At 52.2% G+C, this 17,276-nt stretch carries 19 protein-coding genes; 3 read left to right on the plus strand and 16 right to left on the minus strand.

Annotation, left to right across the window (positions count from 1 at the left end; genetic code table 11):
- Positions 1-361: 361 nt before the first annotated feature.
- From TY10_RS08815 to ald, 7 genes are all read right to left on the minus strand, one after another.
- The gene (locus TY10_RS08815; RefSeq protein WP_042162632.1) at positions 362-1,693 is read right to left on the minus strand and encodes a pyrimidine-nucleoside phosphorylase; all 1,332 of its coding nucleotides are present in this window, start codon (positions 1,691-1,693) and stop codon (positions 362-364) included.
- Between the two features lie 37 nt (positions 1,694-1,730).
- Entirely contained in the window at positions 1,731-1,901 is a 171-nt protein-coding gene (locus TY10_RS08820; RefSeq protein ID WP_042162633.1) for an aspartyl-phosphate phosphatase Spo0E family protein, read from the minus strand.
- A gap of 107 nt (positions 1,902-2,008) precedes the next feature.
- A complete protein-coding gene (locus TY10_RS08825) occupies positions 2,009-2,833 on the minus strand; it encodes a purine-nucleoside phosphorylase (RefSeq protein WP_042162634.1) in 825 nt (274 codons plus the stop codon).
- Positions 2,834-2,876: 43 nt separating this feature from the next.
- Positions 2,877-4,073 carry a phosphopentomutase gene (gene deoB / locus TY10_RS08830; RefSeq protein WP_042162688.1) on the minus strand — a complete coding sequence of 399 codons (1,197 nt, stop codon included), beginning with the start codon at positions 4,071-4,073 and terminating at the stop codon, positions 2,877-2,879.
- A 35-nt stretch (positions 4,074-4,108) separates the two neighbouring features.
- On the minus strand, positions 4,109-4,999 hold the full coding sequence (gene xerD / locus TY10_RS08835; protein WP_042162635.1) for a site-specific tyrosine recombinase XerD: 891 nt from the start codon (positions 4,997-4,999) through the stop codon (positions 4,109-4,111).
- Between the two features lie 119 nt (positions 5,000-5,118).
- The gene (locus TY10_RS08840) at positions 5,119-5,352 is read right to left on the minus strand and encodes a DUF4227 family protein (protein ID WP_042162636.1); all 234 of its coding nucleotides are present in this window, start codon (positions 5,350-5,352) and stop codon (positions 5,119-5,121) included.
- Between the two features lie 86 nt (positions 5,353-5,438).
- Positions 5,439-6,581 (minus strand): alanine dehydrogenase, encoded by a 1,143-nt coding sequence (gene ald / locus TY10_RS08845; RefSeq protein WP_042162637.1) that lies wholly within the window; start codon positions 6,579-6,581, stop codon positions 5,439-5,441.
- A 233-nt stretch (positions 6,582-6,814) separates the two neighbouring features.
- On the opposite strand from ald, the gene TY10_RS08850 reads away from it, so the two are divergent.
- The gene (locus TY10_RS08850) at positions 6,815-8,020 is read left to right on the plus strand and encodes a S8 family peptidase (protein WP_042162638.1); all 1,206 of its coding nucleotides are present in this window, start codon (positions 6,815-6,817) and stop codon (positions 8,018-8,020) included.
- Between the two features lie 61 nt (positions 8,021-8,081).
- On the opposite strand, the gene fur is transcribed toward TY10_RS08850, so the two are convergent.
- From fur to TY10_RS08865, 3 genes are all read right to left on the minus strand, one after another.
- Positions 8,082-8,543, minus strand: a complete 462-nt coding sequence (gene fur / locus TY10_RS08855) for a ferric iron uptake transcriptional regulator (protein WP_042162640.1) — start codon at positions 8,541-8,543, stop codon at positions 8,082-8,084.
- 87 nt (positions 8,544-8,630) lie between these two features.
- On the minus strand, positions 8,631-9,275 hold the full coding sequence (gene spoIIM / locus TY10_RS08860; protein ID WP_052350444.1) for a stage II sporulation protein M: 645 nt from the start codon (positions 9,273-9,275) through the stop codon (positions 8,631-8,633).
- Positions 9,276-9,363: 88 nt separating this feature from the next.
- Positions 9,364-9,924: an NUDIX hydrolase gene (locus TY10_RS08865; protein WP_042162642.1), complete on the minus strand. Its 561-nt coding sequence runs from the start codon at positions 9,922-9,924 to the stop codon at positions 9,364-9,366.
- A gap of 111 nt (positions 9,925-10,035) precedes the next feature.
- Here TY10_RS08865 and mciZ point away from each other — a divergent pair, with 111 nt between their 5' ends.
- The gene (gene mciZ, locus TY10_RS29700; RefSeq protein WP_081735170.1) at positions 10,036-10,173 is read left to right on the plus strand and encodes a Z-ring formation inhibitor MciZ; all 138 of its coding nucleotides are present in this window, start codon (positions 10,036-10,038) and stop codon (positions 10,171-10,173) included.
- Between the two features lie 86 nt (positions 10,174-10,259).
- Here mciZ and TY10_RS08870 read toward each other — a convergent pair whose 3' ends face one another.
- Positions 10,260-11,393, minus strand: coding sequence for a M20/M25/M40 family metallo-hydrolase (locus TY10_RS08870; protein WP_042162643.1), 1,134 nt, complete (start codon positions 11,391-11,393; stop codon positions 10,260-10,262).
- Between the two features lie 83 nt (positions 11,394-11,476).
- Between TY10_RS08870 and TY10_RS32660 the strand changes: the two genes are divergently transcribed.
- Complete coding sequence (locus TY10_RS32660; RefSeq protein ID WP_475098912.1) at positions 11,477-11,575, plus strand: stressosome-associated protein Prli42; 99 nt, start codon at positions 11,477-11,479, stop codon at positions 11,573-11,575.
- Here TY10_RS32660 and lipB read toward each other — a convergent pair.
- From lipB to lpdA, 5 genes are all read right to left on the minus strand, one after another.
- Positions 11,552-12,274, minus strand: coding sequence for a lipoyl(octanoyl) transferase LipB (gene lipB / locus TY10_RS08875; protein WP_042162644.1), 723 nt, complete (start codon positions 12,272-12,274; stop codon positions 11,552-11,554). The two genes, TY10_RS32660 and lipB, sit on opposite strands and share 24 nt — an antisense overlap.
- Positions 12,275-12,313: 39 nt before the next feature.
- Complete coding sequence (locus TY10_RS08880) at positions 12,314-13,591, minus strand: dihydrolipoamide acetyltransferase family protein (RefSeq protein WP_042162645.1); 1,278 nt, start codon at positions 13,589-13,591, stop codon at positions 12,314-12,316.
- Between the two features lie 70 nt (positions 13,592-13,661).
- Complete coding sequence (locus tag TY10_RS08885; RefSeq protein ID WP_042162646.1) at positions 13,662-14,645, minus strand: alpha-ketoacid dehydrogenase subunit beta; 984 nt, start codon at positions 14,643-14,645, stop codon at positions 13,662-13,664.
- A 3-nt stretch (positions 14,646-14,648) separates the two neighbouring features.
- Positions 14,649-15,680: a thiamine pyrophosphate-dependent dehydrogenase E1 component subunit alpha gene (locus TY10_RS08890; RefSeq protein ID WP_042162647.1), complete on the minus strand. Its 1,032-nt coding sequence runs from the start codon at positions 15,678-15,680 to the stop codon at positions 14,649-14,651.
- Between the two features lie 139 nt (positions 15,681-15,819).
- Positions 15,820-17,247, minus strand: a complete 1,428-nt coding sequence (gene lpdA / locus TY10_RS08895; protein WP_042162649.1) for a dihydrolipoyl dehydrogenase — start codon at positions 17,245-17,247, stop codon at positions 15,820-15,822.
- Positions 17,248-17,276 lie beyond the last annotated feature (29 nt).

Below are 17,276 nucleotides of genomic sequence, written 5' to 3' on the forward strand. Positions count from 1 at the left end.
CAGCATCGCATTACTACTTGGGCAGGGAATATGCCGAAATGTGTCCGTAAATGAAGAGTTGTGAGAGACACAGCTCTTTTAGGCGAAAGCGCGAAGTTGTCTCCAGAAAGCCTGCAAGTAGACAAAAAAATTGTTCATCCGACGCGCCCGTCCCAGATACGTCTTGAAGGCAAAAAGCATAGTAAAACAAAATAACAAGATAAAACAAAGACAATAAGGAAAACAATAAGGAAACCAAAAACAACAATCAAAAACAAAAAGAAAAAAGAAAAACAAAAAGAAAAACAAAAAGAAAAAAGAAAAAGAGAAACCTCACGTTTTCAAAACACGCTGGTTTCTCTTTTTCTTTTTGTTCAATCCTTTATTCACTTCGCATTACGCCATCAGCTGTCACAATCGACAGCAGCAGCGGCCGCAGGTTCGGCTTCACCGAATCGACGGCATACGCGCCGCGGACTTGGTCGGCGATCTCTGCCTCCGCCTCGCTGTTGCCTCTTGCGTGAAGTACGGCCAGCGTCTCGCCTGCGCGAACCTGATCGCCGACTTTCTTCATCATAACGATGCCGACGGCATAATCGATCTGGGCGTCCTTCGTCGCCCTGCCCGCTCCAAGCAGCATGGCGGCTGTACCGAGGCGTTCGGCTTCAATTGCTTGTACGTAGCCATCATCTGTCGCCTTTACCTCGATAATGACAGGTGCAGCAGGCAGCCTGGAGGTGTCATCCACAACCGCGCCGTCTCCGCCTTGCGCGGTGACGAACTGTCTGAACTTTTCCAGTGCAGCGCCGTTTTCCAGTTGGGCACGCAGCAGCCCCTTCGCTTCCTCAACATTTTGCGCCTTACCGCCCAGCACCGTCATATGCGCGCCAAGCACCAGACAAAGCTCAGTTAAATCCGCAGGCCCTTTCCCCTGCAGCGTCTCAATGGATTCCTTCACTTCCAGCGCATTACCGATTGCAAAGCCAAGCGGCTGGTCCATATCGCTAATGATGGCCGCCGTCTGACGGCCAACCTTCGTTCCGATTGCCACCATCGCCTGGGCCAGCTCCTCGGATTGCTCCAGCGTCTTCATAAAAGCGCCGCTGCCCGTCTTGACATCAAGCACGATTGCATCGGCTCCTGCCGCAATCTTTTTGCTCATTACCGAGCTCGCGATTAAAGGAATGGACTCTACCGTTCCCGTTACGTCGCGAAGCGCATATAGCTTTTTATCCGCCGGAGTCATGTTGCCGCTTTGCCCGATAACGGACAAACCGAGCTCATTCACCTGATTCATAAATTTCTCACGGGAAAGCTCCGTCTGAAAGCCCGCGATCGACTCCAGCTTGTCAATCGTTCCTCCTGTATGTCCAAGGCCGCGCCCGGACATCTTCGCTACCGGAACGCCTATGGAAGCAACTAACGGCGCCACGATTAAGGTGGTTTTGTCGCCCACGCCGCCAGTGCTGTGCTTGTCTACTTTGATGCCGGCTATCGGCGCAAGATCAACCTGATCGCCGGAGTTCGCCATTGCTAAAGTAAGTGCTGCGGTCTCCGCCGCAGTCATTCCGCGAAAGAGCACGGCCATCGCCCAAGCCGACATCTGATAATCAGGGATATCGCCTTCACAATAGCCGTCGACAAGAAAAGTAAGCTCCGCAGCGGTCAATTCACCGCCATCCCGCTTTTTCTGTATTAAATCCACTGTGCGCATGTCATTCTCTCCCGTCCGCAGAACTTGAAGTCAAGTCTCATCTCATTTTTGCTAATTCCCGCTGCTCTACTTGGGCCCGGACAATGAGCTTGTCCAATGACTGGCTGAGCAGAAGCACCTCACGATTCAGCAAATTTTGCTTTAATAACGCCGTTTCCACCATTTTTCCGCGCAATTTCTCCATTTCGAAGAGCAATTGCTTGTCCATGTTCACTTCACTCCATCGTTCTGTAATCATGGACATTATACGACGAGTACCATCACAAAAACTGTCACAATAAGTCGAGGCAAATATTACAATTGTGTTACAAAATCTTAAAATCGAGGAATTATAGCTTTAACAAGCGCTAAAAACTGGGATTTCACACGTTCTGTCGTCTCTATTACTTCGGCATGCGACAAGGGCTGGTCCAAAATACCTGCGGCCATATTGCTTATACAGGAGATGCCGAGCACCTCAAGACCCGTATGTCTGGCGGCGAGAACCTCAGCAACGGTCGACATTCCGACCGCATCCGCGCCCAGCGTACGCAGCATCCTGATTTCAGCCGGCGTCTCATAGTTAGGTCCAAGCAATCCAGCGTATACGCCCTCCCGCAGCGTTAGCCCCTGCGTCACTGCGATTTCCCGTGCGACGGCACGCAGCCTTTTGCTGTAAGCCTCCGACATATCCGGGAATCGTACGCCGAGCTCATCGTCGTTAGGACCAACAAGCGGATTTTTGCCCGTCAGGTTCAGATGGTCAGAAATAACCATCAGATCGCCCGGCTCAAAACTCGTATTAACGCCGCCTGCGGCATTCGTTACTAGCAGAGCCTTCGCACCCAGCGATTTCATCACTCGAACCGGAAAAGCTGTCAGCTCAGGTCCATAACCCTCATACATGTGAAAACGTCCGCGCATAAGCACAACCGGCCGTCCCGATAAGCTTCCCACTAGCAGTTCTCCGGCATGACCCTCAACAGTTGACACCGGAAAATACGGAATGCTCTCGTAAGGAATGACGACAGCATCCTCCAAATGATCACCCAGAACGCCGAGGCCCGAGCCCATAATGAGGCCAATCTCCGGCTTAAGCGGGGTTAGGCCGGTAATATAGGCTGCCGCCTCGTTAATTTGCACTGCTGTCAATGGTTGCATCGCTCACCTCTCCTATTCCCCAGTTCGCTGTACATTTCAGTCCTTATTCCCTATTCGTATCCGTAATCAACAAATCCAGAAAACTTGTCCCGTTAGGCGGAGCTTGAACACCGAAATTATCGGCAATGGTGGCGCCCAAATCCGAAAAGGTCGTCCTAGGCTGCAATTGCCTGCATTGGCTAAAAGCCGGACTATAGAGCAGCAGAGGCACATATTCACGCGTATGATCCGTCCCCGGATGAATGGGATCATTGCCGTGATCGGCTGTCACGATCAGCAGATCACGTTCCCCGATTCGTTTCTCCAGCTCCGGCAGCGCAAGATCAAATTGCTCCAATGCTTTCGCGTAGCCTTCGGGATCACGGCGATGACCGTAGAGGGAGTCGAAGTCGACCAGATTGGTAAACAGCAGTCCATTGAAGGGTTCATCAAGCGCATCCAGCGTTTTAGCAATACCGTCGGCATTACTTTTTGTCGGAGTCGCCGCCCCGATTCCCTCACTGTCAAAAATATCGTTGATTTTGCCAACAGCAATTGTCGCATAGCCGCCATTCTGCAATGCGTTCAATACGGTAGGCTCTGGCGGTTTAACCGCGTAATCATGGCGGTGGGGCGTTCGCTTGAAAGCGCCAGGCGCACCTGTGTATGGGCGTGCAATTACGCGCCCGACTGCATAACGATCATCCAGCGTCAGCTCTCTGGCAATCTCGCAGGCCCGGTACAATTCTTCCAGCGGGATGATTTCTTCATGCGCAGCAATTTGAAAGACGCTGTCTGCGGACGTATAGACAATCCAATCTCCGCTCTCCAACTGCTGTGCACCAAGCTCGTCCAAGATGTCGGTTCCGCTGGCCGGCTTATTACCGATTACTTTACGTCCTGTACGTTCCTCGAACGCGGAGATAAGCTCCTGCGGGAAGCCTTCGGGGAAGGTCTGAAATGGCACCGTCAGCTTCAGACCCATCAGCTCCCAATGGCCGGTCATCGTATCCTTCCCGACGGATACCTCCGCCATTTTACCGAAATAAGCCTCTGTGTCGCCCGCAGCAGGCTCCCACCCGCTAATCTTCGCAATCCGGTCGAGCCCCCATCTGCGCAAATTCGGAAGCTGGATGGACGGAACACGCTCTACGATATGTCCAAGTGTGTGCGAGCCTTTATCCCCAAAGGATTCCGCATCCGGAAGCTCTCCGATGCCCACGCTGTCCAGTACAATTAATGCGATACGGTCGAATTTCATCGGCATAGGCGCTTCATTTCCCCTCTTATTATGTATTAAGCGCGCGGATGTGCCTGGGTATAGGCATCTTTCATCCGCACCTTCGCAAGCCGGGTATATCTTTGCGTTGTCGATATGTCCGCATGTCCAAGCAGCTCCTGAACAGCCCGCAGATCGGCGCCATTTTCAAGCAAATGCGCAGCAAAGGAATGACGCAGCGTGTGCGGTGTAATATCTTCTACGATCCCTGCTGCCTTCGCATACTTCTTAATCATCTTCCAGAACCCTTGCCTCGTCATTCTCGTACCCAGCACATTAACAAACAGCGCTTCCTCACCAGGCGACCTCTTGAGCAGTTCGTTCCGTGAAGCGTCCAAATAATGCTCTAGCGCCTCCTTGGCCATACGGCCGAAAGGAATTATCCGCTCCTTCATCCCGCTGCCAACGCATCTGATAATATTGAGCTGCATATTAACGCTGTCCAGATTGAGCATAATTAATTCAGTCACCCGGATGCCCGTTGCGTACAGCAGCTCTAGCATCGCCTTGTCGCGAATGCCTGCCGTTGTTACCGGCTCCGGCGCATCCAGCAACAAGCCGGCAGCTTCTATCGACAGAACGCTGGGCTCTCTTTTCTCCTGCTTGGGCGATTCCAAATAAATCGCAGGGTTATGCGCAATGACGCCTTCCAGCGCCAAATAATGAAAAAAAGCGCGGATCGATACGATATGTCTCGTCAGAGTAGCCGCTTTGCGGCCGGTTTCCTTCAGTTGCAGCATGTAATGCGACAGATGATGCCGCTGCACATCAGCCGGACGGCTGACTTCAAACTCTGACAAGTAGTCCACCAGGCTGCTCAAATCACGTCCATACGATTCAAGAGTGCTTGGAGACAATGATCGCTCCACCGCTAAATGCCGAATAAACGACTGTACTTGATCATTCATTGCAATTGGAAATTCCTTTCATTGGCGTTCCTATGGCTATCAAAAAATACTATCCATATCTTCCACGCCAACCCTCGCAAATCCTGCTTTCAAGCAAACATTGAACCGGATGCGGCCACTTATTCGCCATACCAATAAAACCAGCGAAGCCGGTCCGCTAAGCTTCCGTTGCCCGGAATCATCGGATCGGCTTGAAACACTTTCATAGCAGCGCCCTTCGGTTTATGATACGGATGCACCGGCGAGATCACATCCACGAGCCAGCTATACCCGCCAGTTGCAAGTATCAGCAGCATCGAGAAGATGATAGCGAATACTATACGGCTAATCCATTTGCGAAGCGATAGCACCATATCGGCAGCTCCCCTTTCCATTGTCCGGATGCAAAAAATGCTCGTCCGTACCACCATATGAAAAAGGGAGTCACATTATGTTAGAACTATGGCTCCAACCGGTCGTAAGCAATGGCATTCAGCCAGCGTTCCAGCGGTGTATGGGCTATTCCGGTGGAGTTAGCCACCTGCTCATGAGTAACAGCCCCGGCATGCGTATTGACGCCCTTCTGCAGCGGTACGCTGCCTTTCACAGCTTCCCAGCCGCGATTGGCGAGATCCAGTGCATAGGGAATCGTTGCATTCGTCAAGGCAAAGGTAGAGGTTCGCGGAACAGCGCCCGGTATGTTGGCTACCGCGTAATGTATAACACCATGCTTAATATAGATGGGATCCGTATGCGTCGTCGGCCGGTCTACCGTCGCAATCGAGCCTCCCTGGTCAACGGCTACGTCGACAATAACAGCACCCTTCTTCATCCCTTGCACCATTTGATCCGTAACCAGATGAGGTGCTTTGGCACCCGGAATAAGCACCGCTCCTATCAGTAAATCCGCTCTGCTGACCGCTTCCGCTATATGATAAGGACTCGACATGACCGTTTTGATCCGACCGCCAAAAATATCGTCCAAATAACGCATCCGATCGGCGCTTTTTTCCAATATAACGACATTCGCTCCCATACCGATCGCGATTTTAGCCGCATTCGTACCTACGACGCCTCCGCCGACAATAACAACATCTGCGGGAGGAACCCCTGGCACTCCGCCCAGCAGGACGCCCCGACCGCCGTTGAACGCCTCCAGAAACTGCGAGCCTACCTGCACCGCCATCCGGCCAGCTACCTCGCTCATTGGCGTAAGCAGCGGCAAGCTACCGTTCGCCAGCTGGATTGTTTCATATGCAATCGCCGTCACCTGTTTGTCGACAAGCGCCTGCGTCAAATCCGGAGCTGCCGCCAAGTGAAGGTAAGTAAACAATAGAAGCCCTGCTCGAAAATAACCAAATTCCGAGGCAAGCGGCTCCTTTACTTTCATAATCATATCCGCCTGCTCCCATACCTCCGAAGCTGTCGCTTTAACGACAGCACCCTCACGCTCATAGTCCCGGTCCTCAAAGCCGCTTCCTTCGCCGGCTCCCGTCTCCACGAACACTTCGTGGCCTGCGGCCGTCAGCATCGTAACACCCGCCGGTGTCAAGGCGACGCGGTATTCGCTCGCTTTAATCTCTTTCGGTATCCCGATTTTCATGATCTGACCCGCCTTCCTAGTTGGTCTTATTATGGTGTATGATTCGCTCTATCTGAATGTCCATCCTGCATGTAAATAACGCAATATTCGATGCACCTCAATGTCACGTTAATCACACATATGCTGTCTTATTTCCATGCAAATTATGTGCATTTGGACGTATACCCCTGCCGTCCGGATACCTCCGTTCATAATCTGAACTAATGCGGACAATGACAAGGAGGTTCCCTTCAATGCCCAGACTTGAACAACTGCTCACCATTCACTCCAGGAGAGCTCCCTCAAAGTATACTGTTCGTAAGCTCATCGCTTTAAAGACGGGTAACTCCTATAAACGCTGTATCCGGCACTTGAGGCTGAGCGGCATCCGGCCTTTTAAACGTATCCCTGGAAGCAGGCTCATTGGCTGCCACTTCGACAGCCGGCTGTCATGGGAGAAGCTAAGACGGCATCCCAGCGTCAGACTTATCGAGCCGGATAAAAAAATAAGAACACATACTATTCTGCCGTCCCGTCCAGCAACGGTAACAGGAAAATCCAAATCGGCACATACACCGCGGTTAAAAGCTGCAAGCAAGCGCAGCATGCAAAGAAACACACGTGCCTCGGTGCTTTCGGATGCTTGTCCGGCAGATCTGCCTTGGAATTTATGTGCGATCGCGGCGCATAAAGCATGGAAACGTTCGGACGGTGATTCTGTTAAAATTGCGATCATCGATACCGGTATCGCACCGCATCCAAGCCTGAGAATTGCTGGCGGAGTTAACACAGTCGACGGCGGCAGCTATATAGACGACAACGGCCATGGCACGCATGTAGCGGGTATTGCAGCAGCTATCGGCACGAAAGGCTGTAAAGGCGTAGCGCCAAAAGTGAAGCTCTATGCGGTCAAAGCTCTTGATCATGCGGGGGCAGGTTATGTATCTGACATTATTGACGGTATCGAATGGTGTATCCGCAACAAAATGTCGATTATTAATATGAGTTTTGGCTTAGAGCGAGGAGATTCGAGCCAAGTGCTTCATAACTCGATTAAAAAAGCGGTCAGCAAAGGCATTATTGTCGTTGCCTCTGCCGGCAATTCTGGTCCTAACACATTCCAGCTGGATGAACCGGCCGCATTCTCGGAGACGATTGCCGTTGCGGCAACAACAAGGGAGAACCGAATTGCGAACTTCAGCAATAGAGGTAGCGGCATCGCGATTGCGGCGCCGGGTGAGGATGTTCGTTCAACTTGGCTGAACGGAAATTTCTTGACTGTGTCGGGAACGAGCATGGCTTCGCCTCATGTAACGGGAGGAGCTGCTTTGCTGCTGGCGCTCAAACCTGGCCTCAATCCAAGCGAAGTCAAAGCGTTATTGAAAAAGCAGGCGCATACGTTGGACGGTTTCCCGTCTTTTGCCCAAGGCTCTGGTCTGCTGCAGCTTGATTTTTTATAGGACAATTCCCCTAAAAACGCCAAAACGGCTCGCCGTCCAGTTAACTGGGCAGCAAAGCCGTTTATTGTTCATTAGGTTTGTCGTTTTTTGCGTTGCAGCGGTGGCAAATGCCTTGGAAATCAAGTCGGTGATCCAGTACGGTAAAACCGAACTCCTGCTCAAGACGCTCTTCGAGCGGCAAAAGCCAATCCTCTTTGATCTCATCCATGGAACCGCACTGCACACATATCAGGTGATGATGGTGGTGTTTGCTGCTGTCCGTACGCAGGTCGTAACGGGCAACGCCATCGCCAAAGTTCAGCTTCTCCACCACATGCATTTCGCTCAACAGCTCCAATGTCCGGTAAACGGTAGCTAGACCGATTTCCGGGGCTTTGTCTCTAACGAGCATGAATACATCTTCTGCACTCAAATGGTCGTCTTCGTTTTCGAGCAATACTCGAACTGTTGCCTCACGCTGCGGGGTTAATTTGTAGCCCTGCGACTGCAACTGTTGTTTGATCTTCTCAATCCGGGCTTCCATGATTTCCCCCCTACCACATGTCTGCGCCAACTTCCGGTTTGCTTTTATTATAGGGGTTAATGGCGGAAAAAGTCAAACGTTTTGGCTTTATACGGCCGATGCGGTTCCTGTCATCAGCGGTGTTACCCACTGCATAAGAATGGGCGAAACATAGGCTTCGAGCAGTGCCGCCCCCGCAAGCAGCAGAAGCATGAATAGCGCAGTTGACGAAAAAGCCGCTATTTGCGGCGCCAGACTGCCCTTTTGCTGGAACAGCCGGTTTTTGATGACATATGTCGAAAACGAGATGGCAGCGACGCTCGCTACCATCAGCGCGGGAACGACGATTAAATTCGGCGGCGCTACGGAGACAAGAGAGAACAGCAGCCCTTCCCAGGCGTGCTGGCTTATTAAAGTACCGATTGAGAACCCGACGAGCACCCCTTTTAGAAAATCGAGCGCCAGTACAAAAGGGATACCGACTACCGTTATGCCGAGCAGCCATAACAGCAGCAGCCATTTGCCGTAAAACATAAACCGCTCCCAGAAGGAATGCGCCTCGTCGGCAACCGTTCCGTTATTGACCAAATGAATATATTGATTGACGTTGGAGGCCAGATCCTGCTGCTGCTCCAGCGTCAGCGCTTGCACCATAAGTCCGCCGAAAATGACGCCAACAACGAATAAGACCGCCACAAAAACATAAAGCGTGAAATGATTTTTGCCATTTTCCTGCAGCATAGCCGTACGCAAAACCAGCCACTCCCTTCGGACAAGATATACGTTCATTGTATGATCCGGTGTCCGTTTCTATGACGGGAGCTTTCCCTATCCTAATCTATTAAATGCTGCCGTTCGCAAGATAGAGCTTCCATGCGTATACAGCCAGTATCGTCTTCGCGTCGCTGATGCGCCCTTCAGCTATGTATGCCTCCGCTTGCTCCAGCGTGATCGCCTCGTTCTCCAAGTACTCATCCTCATCGGGATTTAAAGTTCCCGGCACGACCTTATCGGCAAAATATAAATACAGCTTCTCATCGGCGAAGCCAGGCGACGTATAAAAGGCGCTGACAAGCTTCAGCTCCTCTGCCCTGTAACCTGTCTCTTCCTCCAGTTCGCGTGCGGCAGCAACTGCCGGATCTTCTCCGGGATCGAGCTTTCCGGCCGGAATTTCGATCTGGAATTTCTCAAGCGGTTTGCGGAATTGCTCCACAACGAGCAGTTTGCCATCCAGAAGCGCCATGACAGCTGCAGCACCCGGATGCTTCACGATTTCTCTTGTTGCCGTCTTGCCGTCTGGCAGCGCAACAGTATCTACTTGTAACGAAATTATTTTCCCGTTAAAAATAGAATCCGTGCTTACCGTTTCTTCACGCCATTGCTTCAGCTCATCTTGTCCCATGTTGATCCGCTCCTTATTTTTCAAATCCTTGATGTATTTATTCAGAAGGGTATAACTTGTCCGCTCTGGACATAGATATCATTATACCAAATCACAAGGGGTGCGATAAGGATGAAACAGTATATGAGCGGCAAAGAGCTTCGATTGGTAGGAAAGGCCTGGGAAGTACGTCACAAGCTTCGCAAGCTGACCGCCTCTCACGCACCAGAACAGACGCTTCGCCAACTGCTGGCATCAAAACAAACTTAACTACTGCAATGCCGGTTCCTATAAAAAAAGGCTTCTCCGCCTATGCTCACGCATGGAGGGGAAGCCTTTTTCTCGTATCAGCAATCTTAACCCTTTGCCGCCTGTTGAATAACGGAGACGACAAACTCGGTTACTTTGACCAGATTCGATACCTTAATCTGCTCTTTGGTTGTATGAATATGCTCGTAGCCCACGGCAAGATTGACGGTAGGCAGACCTAATCCATTGAAAATATTAGCGTCGCTGCCGCCGCCGGAATGAAAGCCGCGCGGCTCCAAGCCGATTGCACGAGCAGCAGCTTGCGCCACTTGAACGACATGCGACTGCTCGTCATGTGCATATGCGGGATATACGATGCTGCTCTCAAACTCGCCCTTCGCACCGCAATCCTTCGCCGCGCTTTCTACCGCTTCGCGCATCGCATCCAGCTGACGCTCCAGCTTCTCCTGCACGATACTTCGCGCCTCTGCATCCAGCCGCACGAAGTCGCATACGATGTTCGTTGCGCCGCCGCCCTCGAAACGGCCGATATTGGCAGTCGTCTCCTTATCGATCCGGCCAAGCGGCATGCGGCTAATTGCTTTGGATGCCACTTGAATGGCGCTAATACCATCCTCCGGATTGACGCCGGCATGCGCGGATCTGCCATGCAGCTTGATCGTTACCTTCGCTTGCGCCGGAGCAGCAATCGCGATATCGCCAATTGCTCCGTTCGAGTCGATCGCATAGCCGAAGTCGGCCAGCAGCTTAGCAGGATCGATCGCTGCAGCGCCGACAAGACCTGATTCCTCGCCTACAGTGATAACAAATTGAATCCGTCCATGCGGGATTTGCTGTTCCTTCAGCACCCGTATCGCTTCCAGCAGAGCTGCTATTCCAGCTTTGTCGTCGGCGCCCAGAATGGTCGTGCCGTCGCTGCGGATATATCCGTCATCGTCCAGCTGAGGCTTGATGCCAACGCCCGGCGTCACGGTGTCCATATGGCAAGTAAATAATATCGTCGGCGCCGACTGGGCGCCGGACGGCTCCAGCAGCAGGAACAGGTTTCCCGCGCCATGCCCGGTTTGAGCCGCCGCATCATCCTCTTCTACAGTAAGACCCAGCTCTTCGAACTTTTTACGGAGCACGCGGCTAATTTCCTGCTCATGCTTCGTCTCGCTATCGACCTGCACCAGTTCCATGAACTCTTTCACAATTCGTTCCTGATTGACCACAGCCATTTCCTCCTTCGCCTTTTTCGATTAAACTAGAATAGACTTGTTTAAGATGCACGTCCAATTCCATGGAAAGGAGCGCTTTTAAGATGAACTCACAGAAAATGATCCGCCTCGTAGCGATTATCGTCGCGGGCGCGGTGCTGCTGTCCACGGTAATCGCCTCACTCGGCTGGCTCTTCTACTAGTGTATGCTGCCCATACTGAAATACGGAGCTGAAATGCGGCACGATTTCCCGTGCCGCTTGGGCCACGCTCATATTCTTCCCCGTTAAATCATTAAATGATGTTACACCGAACTGTTCAATGCCGCACGGAATAATACCGCTAAATCCCGCCTGGCCGATGCCGGATTCAATATTTAAGGCAAAGCCGTGTGACGTAATGAATCCCTTCCGTCCTCGAGACCGGTTGAACTTCACCCCGATTGCCGCAATTTTCTCATCGCCGACCCATACACCTGTATATTCGGGCTTTCTTCCCGCCTCAATTCCATAATCCGCCAACCAGTTAATTAGAACCTGCTCCACACTGCGCAAATAGCCGTGCAAATCAAGTCCTTCCGCCTGAAGAAATAGCAGCGGATAGCCGACCAACTGACCTGGCCCATGATAGGTAATATCGCCGCCCCGGTCAATTTCGAATACCGTTATGCCCCGCTCCTTAAGCTCCTCTTCATCCAAGAGCAAATGCTCCGGATGCCGATCCGAACCAAGCGTATAGGTAGGGGGATGCTGAAGAAGGAGAAGCGTCTCTGGACGCTCCTCCTTATCAACTTGCGTTACGGTCGATTTTTGCAAATCCCAGGCCTGGGCATAATCGAGTAACGGTATATAACGGGCTTCCAGTGTCGTCCTCGCGCCATGTTGCTTAGCTGCGTCAGTCATCTGTATACCCCATTTCTGTCTATCATACTGTAACTTCGCTTAATACAGCTTTGTATCTGTATTGAAGCTCTCCAAGTTATCCTTCACGCGCTGCAGGAAGCGGCCGCAAATGATGCCGTCCAAAATCCGGTGATCCAGCGAGAAGCACATGTTCGCAATCGAACGTATAGCAATCATATCATTAATGACGACTGGTCGCTTTACGATTGATTCGAACGTAATGATGGCCGCCTGCGGATAATTGATAATCGGATTCGTGATGATGGAACCAAACGAACCTGTATTGTTGACAGTAAACGTACCGCCTTGCATATCGGACAGCGTCAGTTTCCCTTCGCGGCCGCGGCGGGCCAGATCGTCGATTTCTTTGGCGAGTCCGGCAATCGTTTTGTGGTCGGCGTTTTTAATAACCGGTGTTGCTACCGATTCCTCTGTACCAACCGCGAGCGAAATATTAATATCCCGCTTTACGATAATTTTGTCAGCAGCCCACATGGAGTTGATAATCGGGAAATCCTTAATTGCATTGACGACCGCCTTCAGGACGAAAGCGAGGTAGGTCAGATTGACGCCTTCCCGTTTCATGAATTCATCCTTCAGCTTGTTGCGCAGGGCAACCAGGTTCGTCACATCCACCTCGATCATCATCCAGCCATGCGGTATTTCTGTGACACTTTGCTTCATATTACGCGCAATTGCTCCGCGAATCGGCGTAACGTCAATATAATCCTCGCCGCGTCCTTGCTCGGTCGGCTGTACAGTCGGTATGCGCGGCGTTTCCGCCAGATGCAAGCCTGAGGAACGTACATCTGCTTTCGAGATGTCGACGCTGCTTTCATTCGGAACGCCGGAAGCGACGTAGGCAAGCACATCCTTGCGCGTAATACGCCCCCCCATGCCTGTCCCAGTTACATCAGCCAAACGAACGCCATGCTCGGCAGCAAGCGTCTGTACCGCAGGCGAATAACGGTTGCGCATAGAGCCGCCATCTTCGGCCGCTTCCGTGGAAGGTCCGTCTTCGTGTCGGCCAGGTGAAGCAGCTGCAGCCGATGATACAGGCGCCGCTTCATTGCTCTCCGTCGCAATATAACAGACGACGGTGCCGACCGGTACCGTTTCTCCGCTTCCGACGACAATTCTGGTCAGCGTGCCGGATACCGTGGAAGGCAGCTCCGCACTAACTTTGTCGGTGATTAACTCGCAAATCGGTTCATATAGATCGACATGATCGCCGGGCTGCTTCAGCCACTTGTCAATGGTCGCTGATACGAGCGATTCAGCAAGCTGCGGTATGACGATTTCCTTCTCTACCTTCATTAAACATCCATCTCCCAACCCGCAGTCTGGTAAACATGCGAATACTTCCGGTCTGCCATGCGGTTTTTACTTAAAATAATGCCAGATTGCGCATTGCTTCCAACACTTTTTCCTTATTCAGCATATAAAACTTCTCGCCCGGAGGGTTGATCGGCATTGCCGGCACATCCGGTGCACAAAGTCTTTGAATCGGGGCGTCCAGCTCGAACAGAAGCTCTTCAGCAATGATTGCCGATACTTCAGCGCCTACGCCGCCGGTTTTATTATCTTCGTGAACGATCAGCACTTTGCCCGTCTTGCGTACCGCTTCAAGAATCGCTTCCTTATCCAGCGGCTGAATCGTACGCAAATCAAGAATATGAGCGCTGATGCCTTCTTTCTCCAGTTCCTCCGCTGCTTGCTCCACAAACAGGAGCGGCATGCTATAGCCGATGACTGTAATATCCTCGCCCTCGCGCAGCACATTGGCTTTGCCAATGGGAACGATGTAATCGTCCTCCGGCACTTCGCCCGTTATGAGCTTATAGCTCTTCTTATTCTCGAAATAAAGAACAGGGTCCGGGTCACGGACAGCCGCTTTCAGCAGCCCTTTCGCATCGTACGCCCGGTACGGTGCAACGATCTTAAGGCCCGGTGTTCCGAAAAACACCGATTCCGGACATTGCGAGTGATACAGCCCGCCGAAGATACCGCCGCCGATAGGCGCGCGGATGACGACCGGACAGCTCCAATCGTTATTCGAACGATAGCGGATTTTGGCCGCTTCGCTAATAATCTGGTTTGTCGCGGGGAACATGAAATCGGAATACTGCATCTCCGCAATCGGCTTCATGCCATACATGGCTGCGCCGATCGCAACGCCGGCAATCGCCGATTCCGCCAGCGGCGTATCCATTACGCGCAGTTCTCCGAACTGATCCTGAAGTCCTTTCGTCGTCGTGAATACTCCGCCCTTGACGCCAACATCCTCGCCAAGCACGAATACATCCTCGTCGCGCTCCATCTCTTCTTTCATCGCTAGACGGATTGCATCTATATACTCCATAACGGCCATCGGTTATCCCTCCCCTTGCCCGGCATCGTCGGCATACACATGGTGCAATACGGATTCCGGCACCGGGAATGGCGCATTATCGCCATATTCGGTCGCCTCGTCCACTTGCTTGCGAATAGCCGCAAGCAGCTCGGTGTCACGCTCTTCGTCCCAAATGCCGCATTCGATCAAATATTGCTTGAACTTAGGAATGCCGTCCTTCGCGCGGTTCTCGTCTACTTCTTCCTTCGTCCGGTAAGCCAGATCATTATCGGAAGTAGAATGCGGCGACAAGCGGTACATCATCGCTTCAATAAGCGTAGGTCCTTCGCCAGCGACAGCCCGCTCGCGCGCTTCCTTTACGATCCGGTATACTTCCAAAGCGTCATTCCCGTCTACGCGGATGCCCGGAAAGCCATACCCGATTGCACGATCCGATACGCGTCCGCCCAGCTGCTTATGAACAGGCACAGAGATCGCATACTGATTGTTCTCGCACATTAGAATGACCGGCAGCTTGTGGACGCCTGCAAAGTTGCAGCCCTCGTGAAAGTCGCCTTGGTTGCTGGAGCCTTCGCCGAAAGTAACGAAGCTGACAATCGGCTGCTTCTTCATCTTGGCAGAGAGCGCGATGCCTACGGCATGCGGCACCTGCGTCGTCACCGGGCTGGAGCCCGTAACGATGCGCAGTCTCTTGCTGCCGAAGTGTCCCGGCATTTGGCGGCCGCCGCTGTTCGGGTCCTCTGCTTTAGCGAATACAGAGAGCATCAGCTCTTTAACCGTCATGCCAACGGCCAATACAAAGCCGTAATCACGATAATACGGCAGGAAGTAGTCATTCTCCCGGTCCAGCGCAAAAGCGGCTGCGACCTGCGCGACCTCTTGTCCGACGCCGGAAACGTGGAAATTAATTTTACCTGCCCGTTGAAGCAATAAATTGCGCTCGTCAAATTTTCTGGCCAGCTGCATGGTTGCATACATTTCTATGGCTTGCTCATGAGAAAGGCCTAACTCCGTATGTGGAAAGGTCTGTTTAGTTGATCCGGATTGGGTCATGAGGAATGCCTCCTTTAACCTACTTTTATAACCAGGTACTAAGACTTGATGTTATATATTATAAACCCATTCAGGCGAAAAAGAAAACCTGACAAATGTAATAGATTTAGACCTGCGCTTATCATACCGCTATGCGATATTAGAAATTGATCGCTTTGCCGTCAACTGCCAGCATCGCTTCGCCAAGCGCCTCTGACAGCGTTGGATGCGGATGAATCATGCTTCCGACTTCCCAAGGTGTCGCATCAAGCACGCCCGCCAGCGCCGCTTCCGATATTAAGTCCGTCGCATGCGCGCCAATCATATGAACGCCGAGTATGTCATTGGTTTTACGATCGGCAATCACTTTAACAAAGCCGTCGGTTTCACCCAGTACGATCGCTTTGCCAATGGCCTGGAACGGGATTTTACCCGTCTTCACGTCATAGCCCTTCGTTCTTGCCCCGTCCTCCGTTAAACCATAAGAGGCGATCTCCGGACGGGAATAAATACAGCGGGGGATGAGATGTGCAGGTGTCGCTGCTTTTTTCTCCCCGGCGATATGATCTGCTGCATGCAGACCTTCATGGGCTGCCGCATGCGCCAGCTGCACGCCGCCAATTACGTCGCCAATCGCATAAATATGCGGCTCGCTCGTCTGGCCGAATTCATTGACGCGAATGAAGCCGTCCTTCGTTTTGATATCGGTATTCTCGAGGCCGATGCCTTCGATATTCGCTTGGCGACCTACGGAAAGCAGCAGTTTGTCCGCGGTCAGCAGCACCTTGCCGTCCGATGTCTCAGCAGGAACGGTTACTCCTCCACTTCCGGCTGAGAGTTCCTCTGTAATTAATTGTACGCTTGTCAGCACGCGTACGCCCCGGCGCTTGAGCAATCGGGTGAGCTCAGCCGAAACTTCCGCATCTTCCCCAGGCAGCAATCGTATACCGGATTCAACAAGCGTCACTTGCACGCCGAAGTCCTGCAGCATGGAAGCCCATTCCACGCCAATCACGCCGCCGCCGACAATAAGAATCGATTCTGGCAGCACCTCCATCCGGAGCGCGTCATCACTAGTCATAATAATTTCGCCGTCAGGCGTAACACCCGGCAGCGTCCGGGGCCGTGAGCCTGTAGCAATGATCAGGTTAGCCGAGACGACAGACTCCATCTCGCCGTCTGCCAGCTCTACTGCAAGCGAGCCGCTGCGGGGTGAGAAAATTGAAGGGCCGATAACCCGTCCCTTTCCTTGAATGACTTGAACGCCGTTCTTTCTCATCAAATGCTGCAGCCCTTTGTAGAGCTGATCAACCGTTGCTTCCTTGCGTCCCTGCACTTTCAGGAAATCAAGTGCAACCGCACCTTCCGCCAAAGTAATGCCATATGTATCCGCTTCGAGCAGCGTTGCATAAACCTCCGCGCTGCGAAGCAGCGATTTGCTTGGTATACAGCCTTTATGAAGACATGTGCCGCCCAGCTTGTCCGCCTCTACGAGAGCCACGCTTTTGCCGAGCTGCGCAGCGCGTATCGCTGCCGTGTATCCGCCGACGCCGCCGCCCAGAACTGCTACATCTACTTGTATCGCCATCTATGATTACCTCCACTCATTACGTTTGG

This window comes from Paenibacillus gorillae (assembly GCF_000513275.1).
Taxonomy (GTDB): domain Bacteria; phylum Bacillota; class Bacilli; order Paenibacillales; family Paenibacillaceae; genus Pristimantibacillus; species Pristimantibacillus gorillae.

Bases quoted from the DNA above. Each gene is read 5' to 3' on its own strand.
- fur (WP_042162640.1), bottom strand. From the start codon at position 8,543: ATGGAAGCCCGGATTGAGAAGATCAAACAACAGTTGCAGTCGCAGGGC.
- xerD (WP_042162635.1), bottom strand. From the start codon at position 4,999: ATGAATGATCAAGTACAGTCGTTTATTCGGCATTTAGCGGTGGAGCGA.
- TY10_RS08850 (WP_042162638.1), top strand. From the start codon at position 6,815: ATGCCCAGACTTGAACAACTGCTCACCATTCACTCCAGGAGAGCTCCC.
- TY10_RS08885 (WP_042162646.1), bottom strand. From the start codon at position 14,645: ATGGCCGTTATGGAGTATATAGATGCAATCCGTCTAGCGATGAAAGAA.
- TY10_RS08865 (WP_042162642.1), bottom strand. From the start codon at position 9,924: ATGGGACAAGATGAGCTGAAGCAATGGCGTGAAGAAACGGTAAGCACG.
- TY10_RS32660 (WP_475098912.1), top strand. From the start codon at position 11,477: ATGAACTCACAGAAAATGATCCGCCTCGTAGCGATTATCGTCGCGGGC.
- TY10_RS08870 (WP_042162643.1), bottom strand. From the start codon at position 11,393: ATGGCTGTGGTCAATCAGGAACGAATTGTGAAAGAGTTCATGGAACTG.
- TY10_RS08890 (WP_042162647.1), bottom strand. From the start codon at position 15,680: ATGACCCAATCCGGATCAACTAAACAGACCTTTCCACATACGGAGTTA.
- TY10_RS08840 (WP_042162636.1), bottom strand. From the start codon at position 5,352: ATGGTGCTATCGCTTCGCAAATGGATTAGCCGTATAGTATTCGCTATC.
- ald (WP_042162637.1), bottom strand. From the start codon at position 6,581: ATGAAAATCGGGATACCGAAAGAGATTAAAGCGAGCGAATACCGCGTC.
- mciZ (WP_081735170.1), top strand. From the start codon at position 10,036: ATGAAACAGTATATGAGCGGCAAAGAGCTTCGATTGGTAGGAAAGGCC.
- TY10_RS08825 (WP_042162634.1), bottom strand. From the start codon at position 2,833: ATGCAACCATTGACAGCAGTGCAAATTAACGAGGCGGCAGCCTATATT.
- TY10_RS08820 (WP_042162633.1), bottom strand. From the start codon at position 1,901: ATGGACAAGCAATTGCTCTTCGAAATGGAGAAATTGCGCGGAAAAATG.
- deoB (WP_042162688.1), bottom strand. From the start codon at position 4,073: ATGAAATTCGACCGTATCGCATTAATTGTACTGGACAGCGTGGGCATC.
- lpdA (WP_042162649.1), bottom strand. From the start codon at position 17,247: ATGGCGATACAAGTAGATGTAGCAGTTCTGGGCGGCGGCGTCGGCGGA.
- lipB (WP_042162644.1), bottom strand. From the start codon at position 12,274: ATGACTGACGCAGCTAAGCAACATGGCGCGAGGACGACACTGGAAGCC.
- TY10_RS08815 (WP_042162632.1), bottom strand. From the start codon at position 1,693: ATGCGCACAGTGGATTTAATACAGAAAAAGCGGGATGGCGGTGAATTG.
- TY10_RS08880 (WP_042162645.1), bottom strand. From the start codon at position 13,591: ATGAAGGTAGAGAAGGAAATCGTCATACCGCAGCTTGCTGAATCGCTC.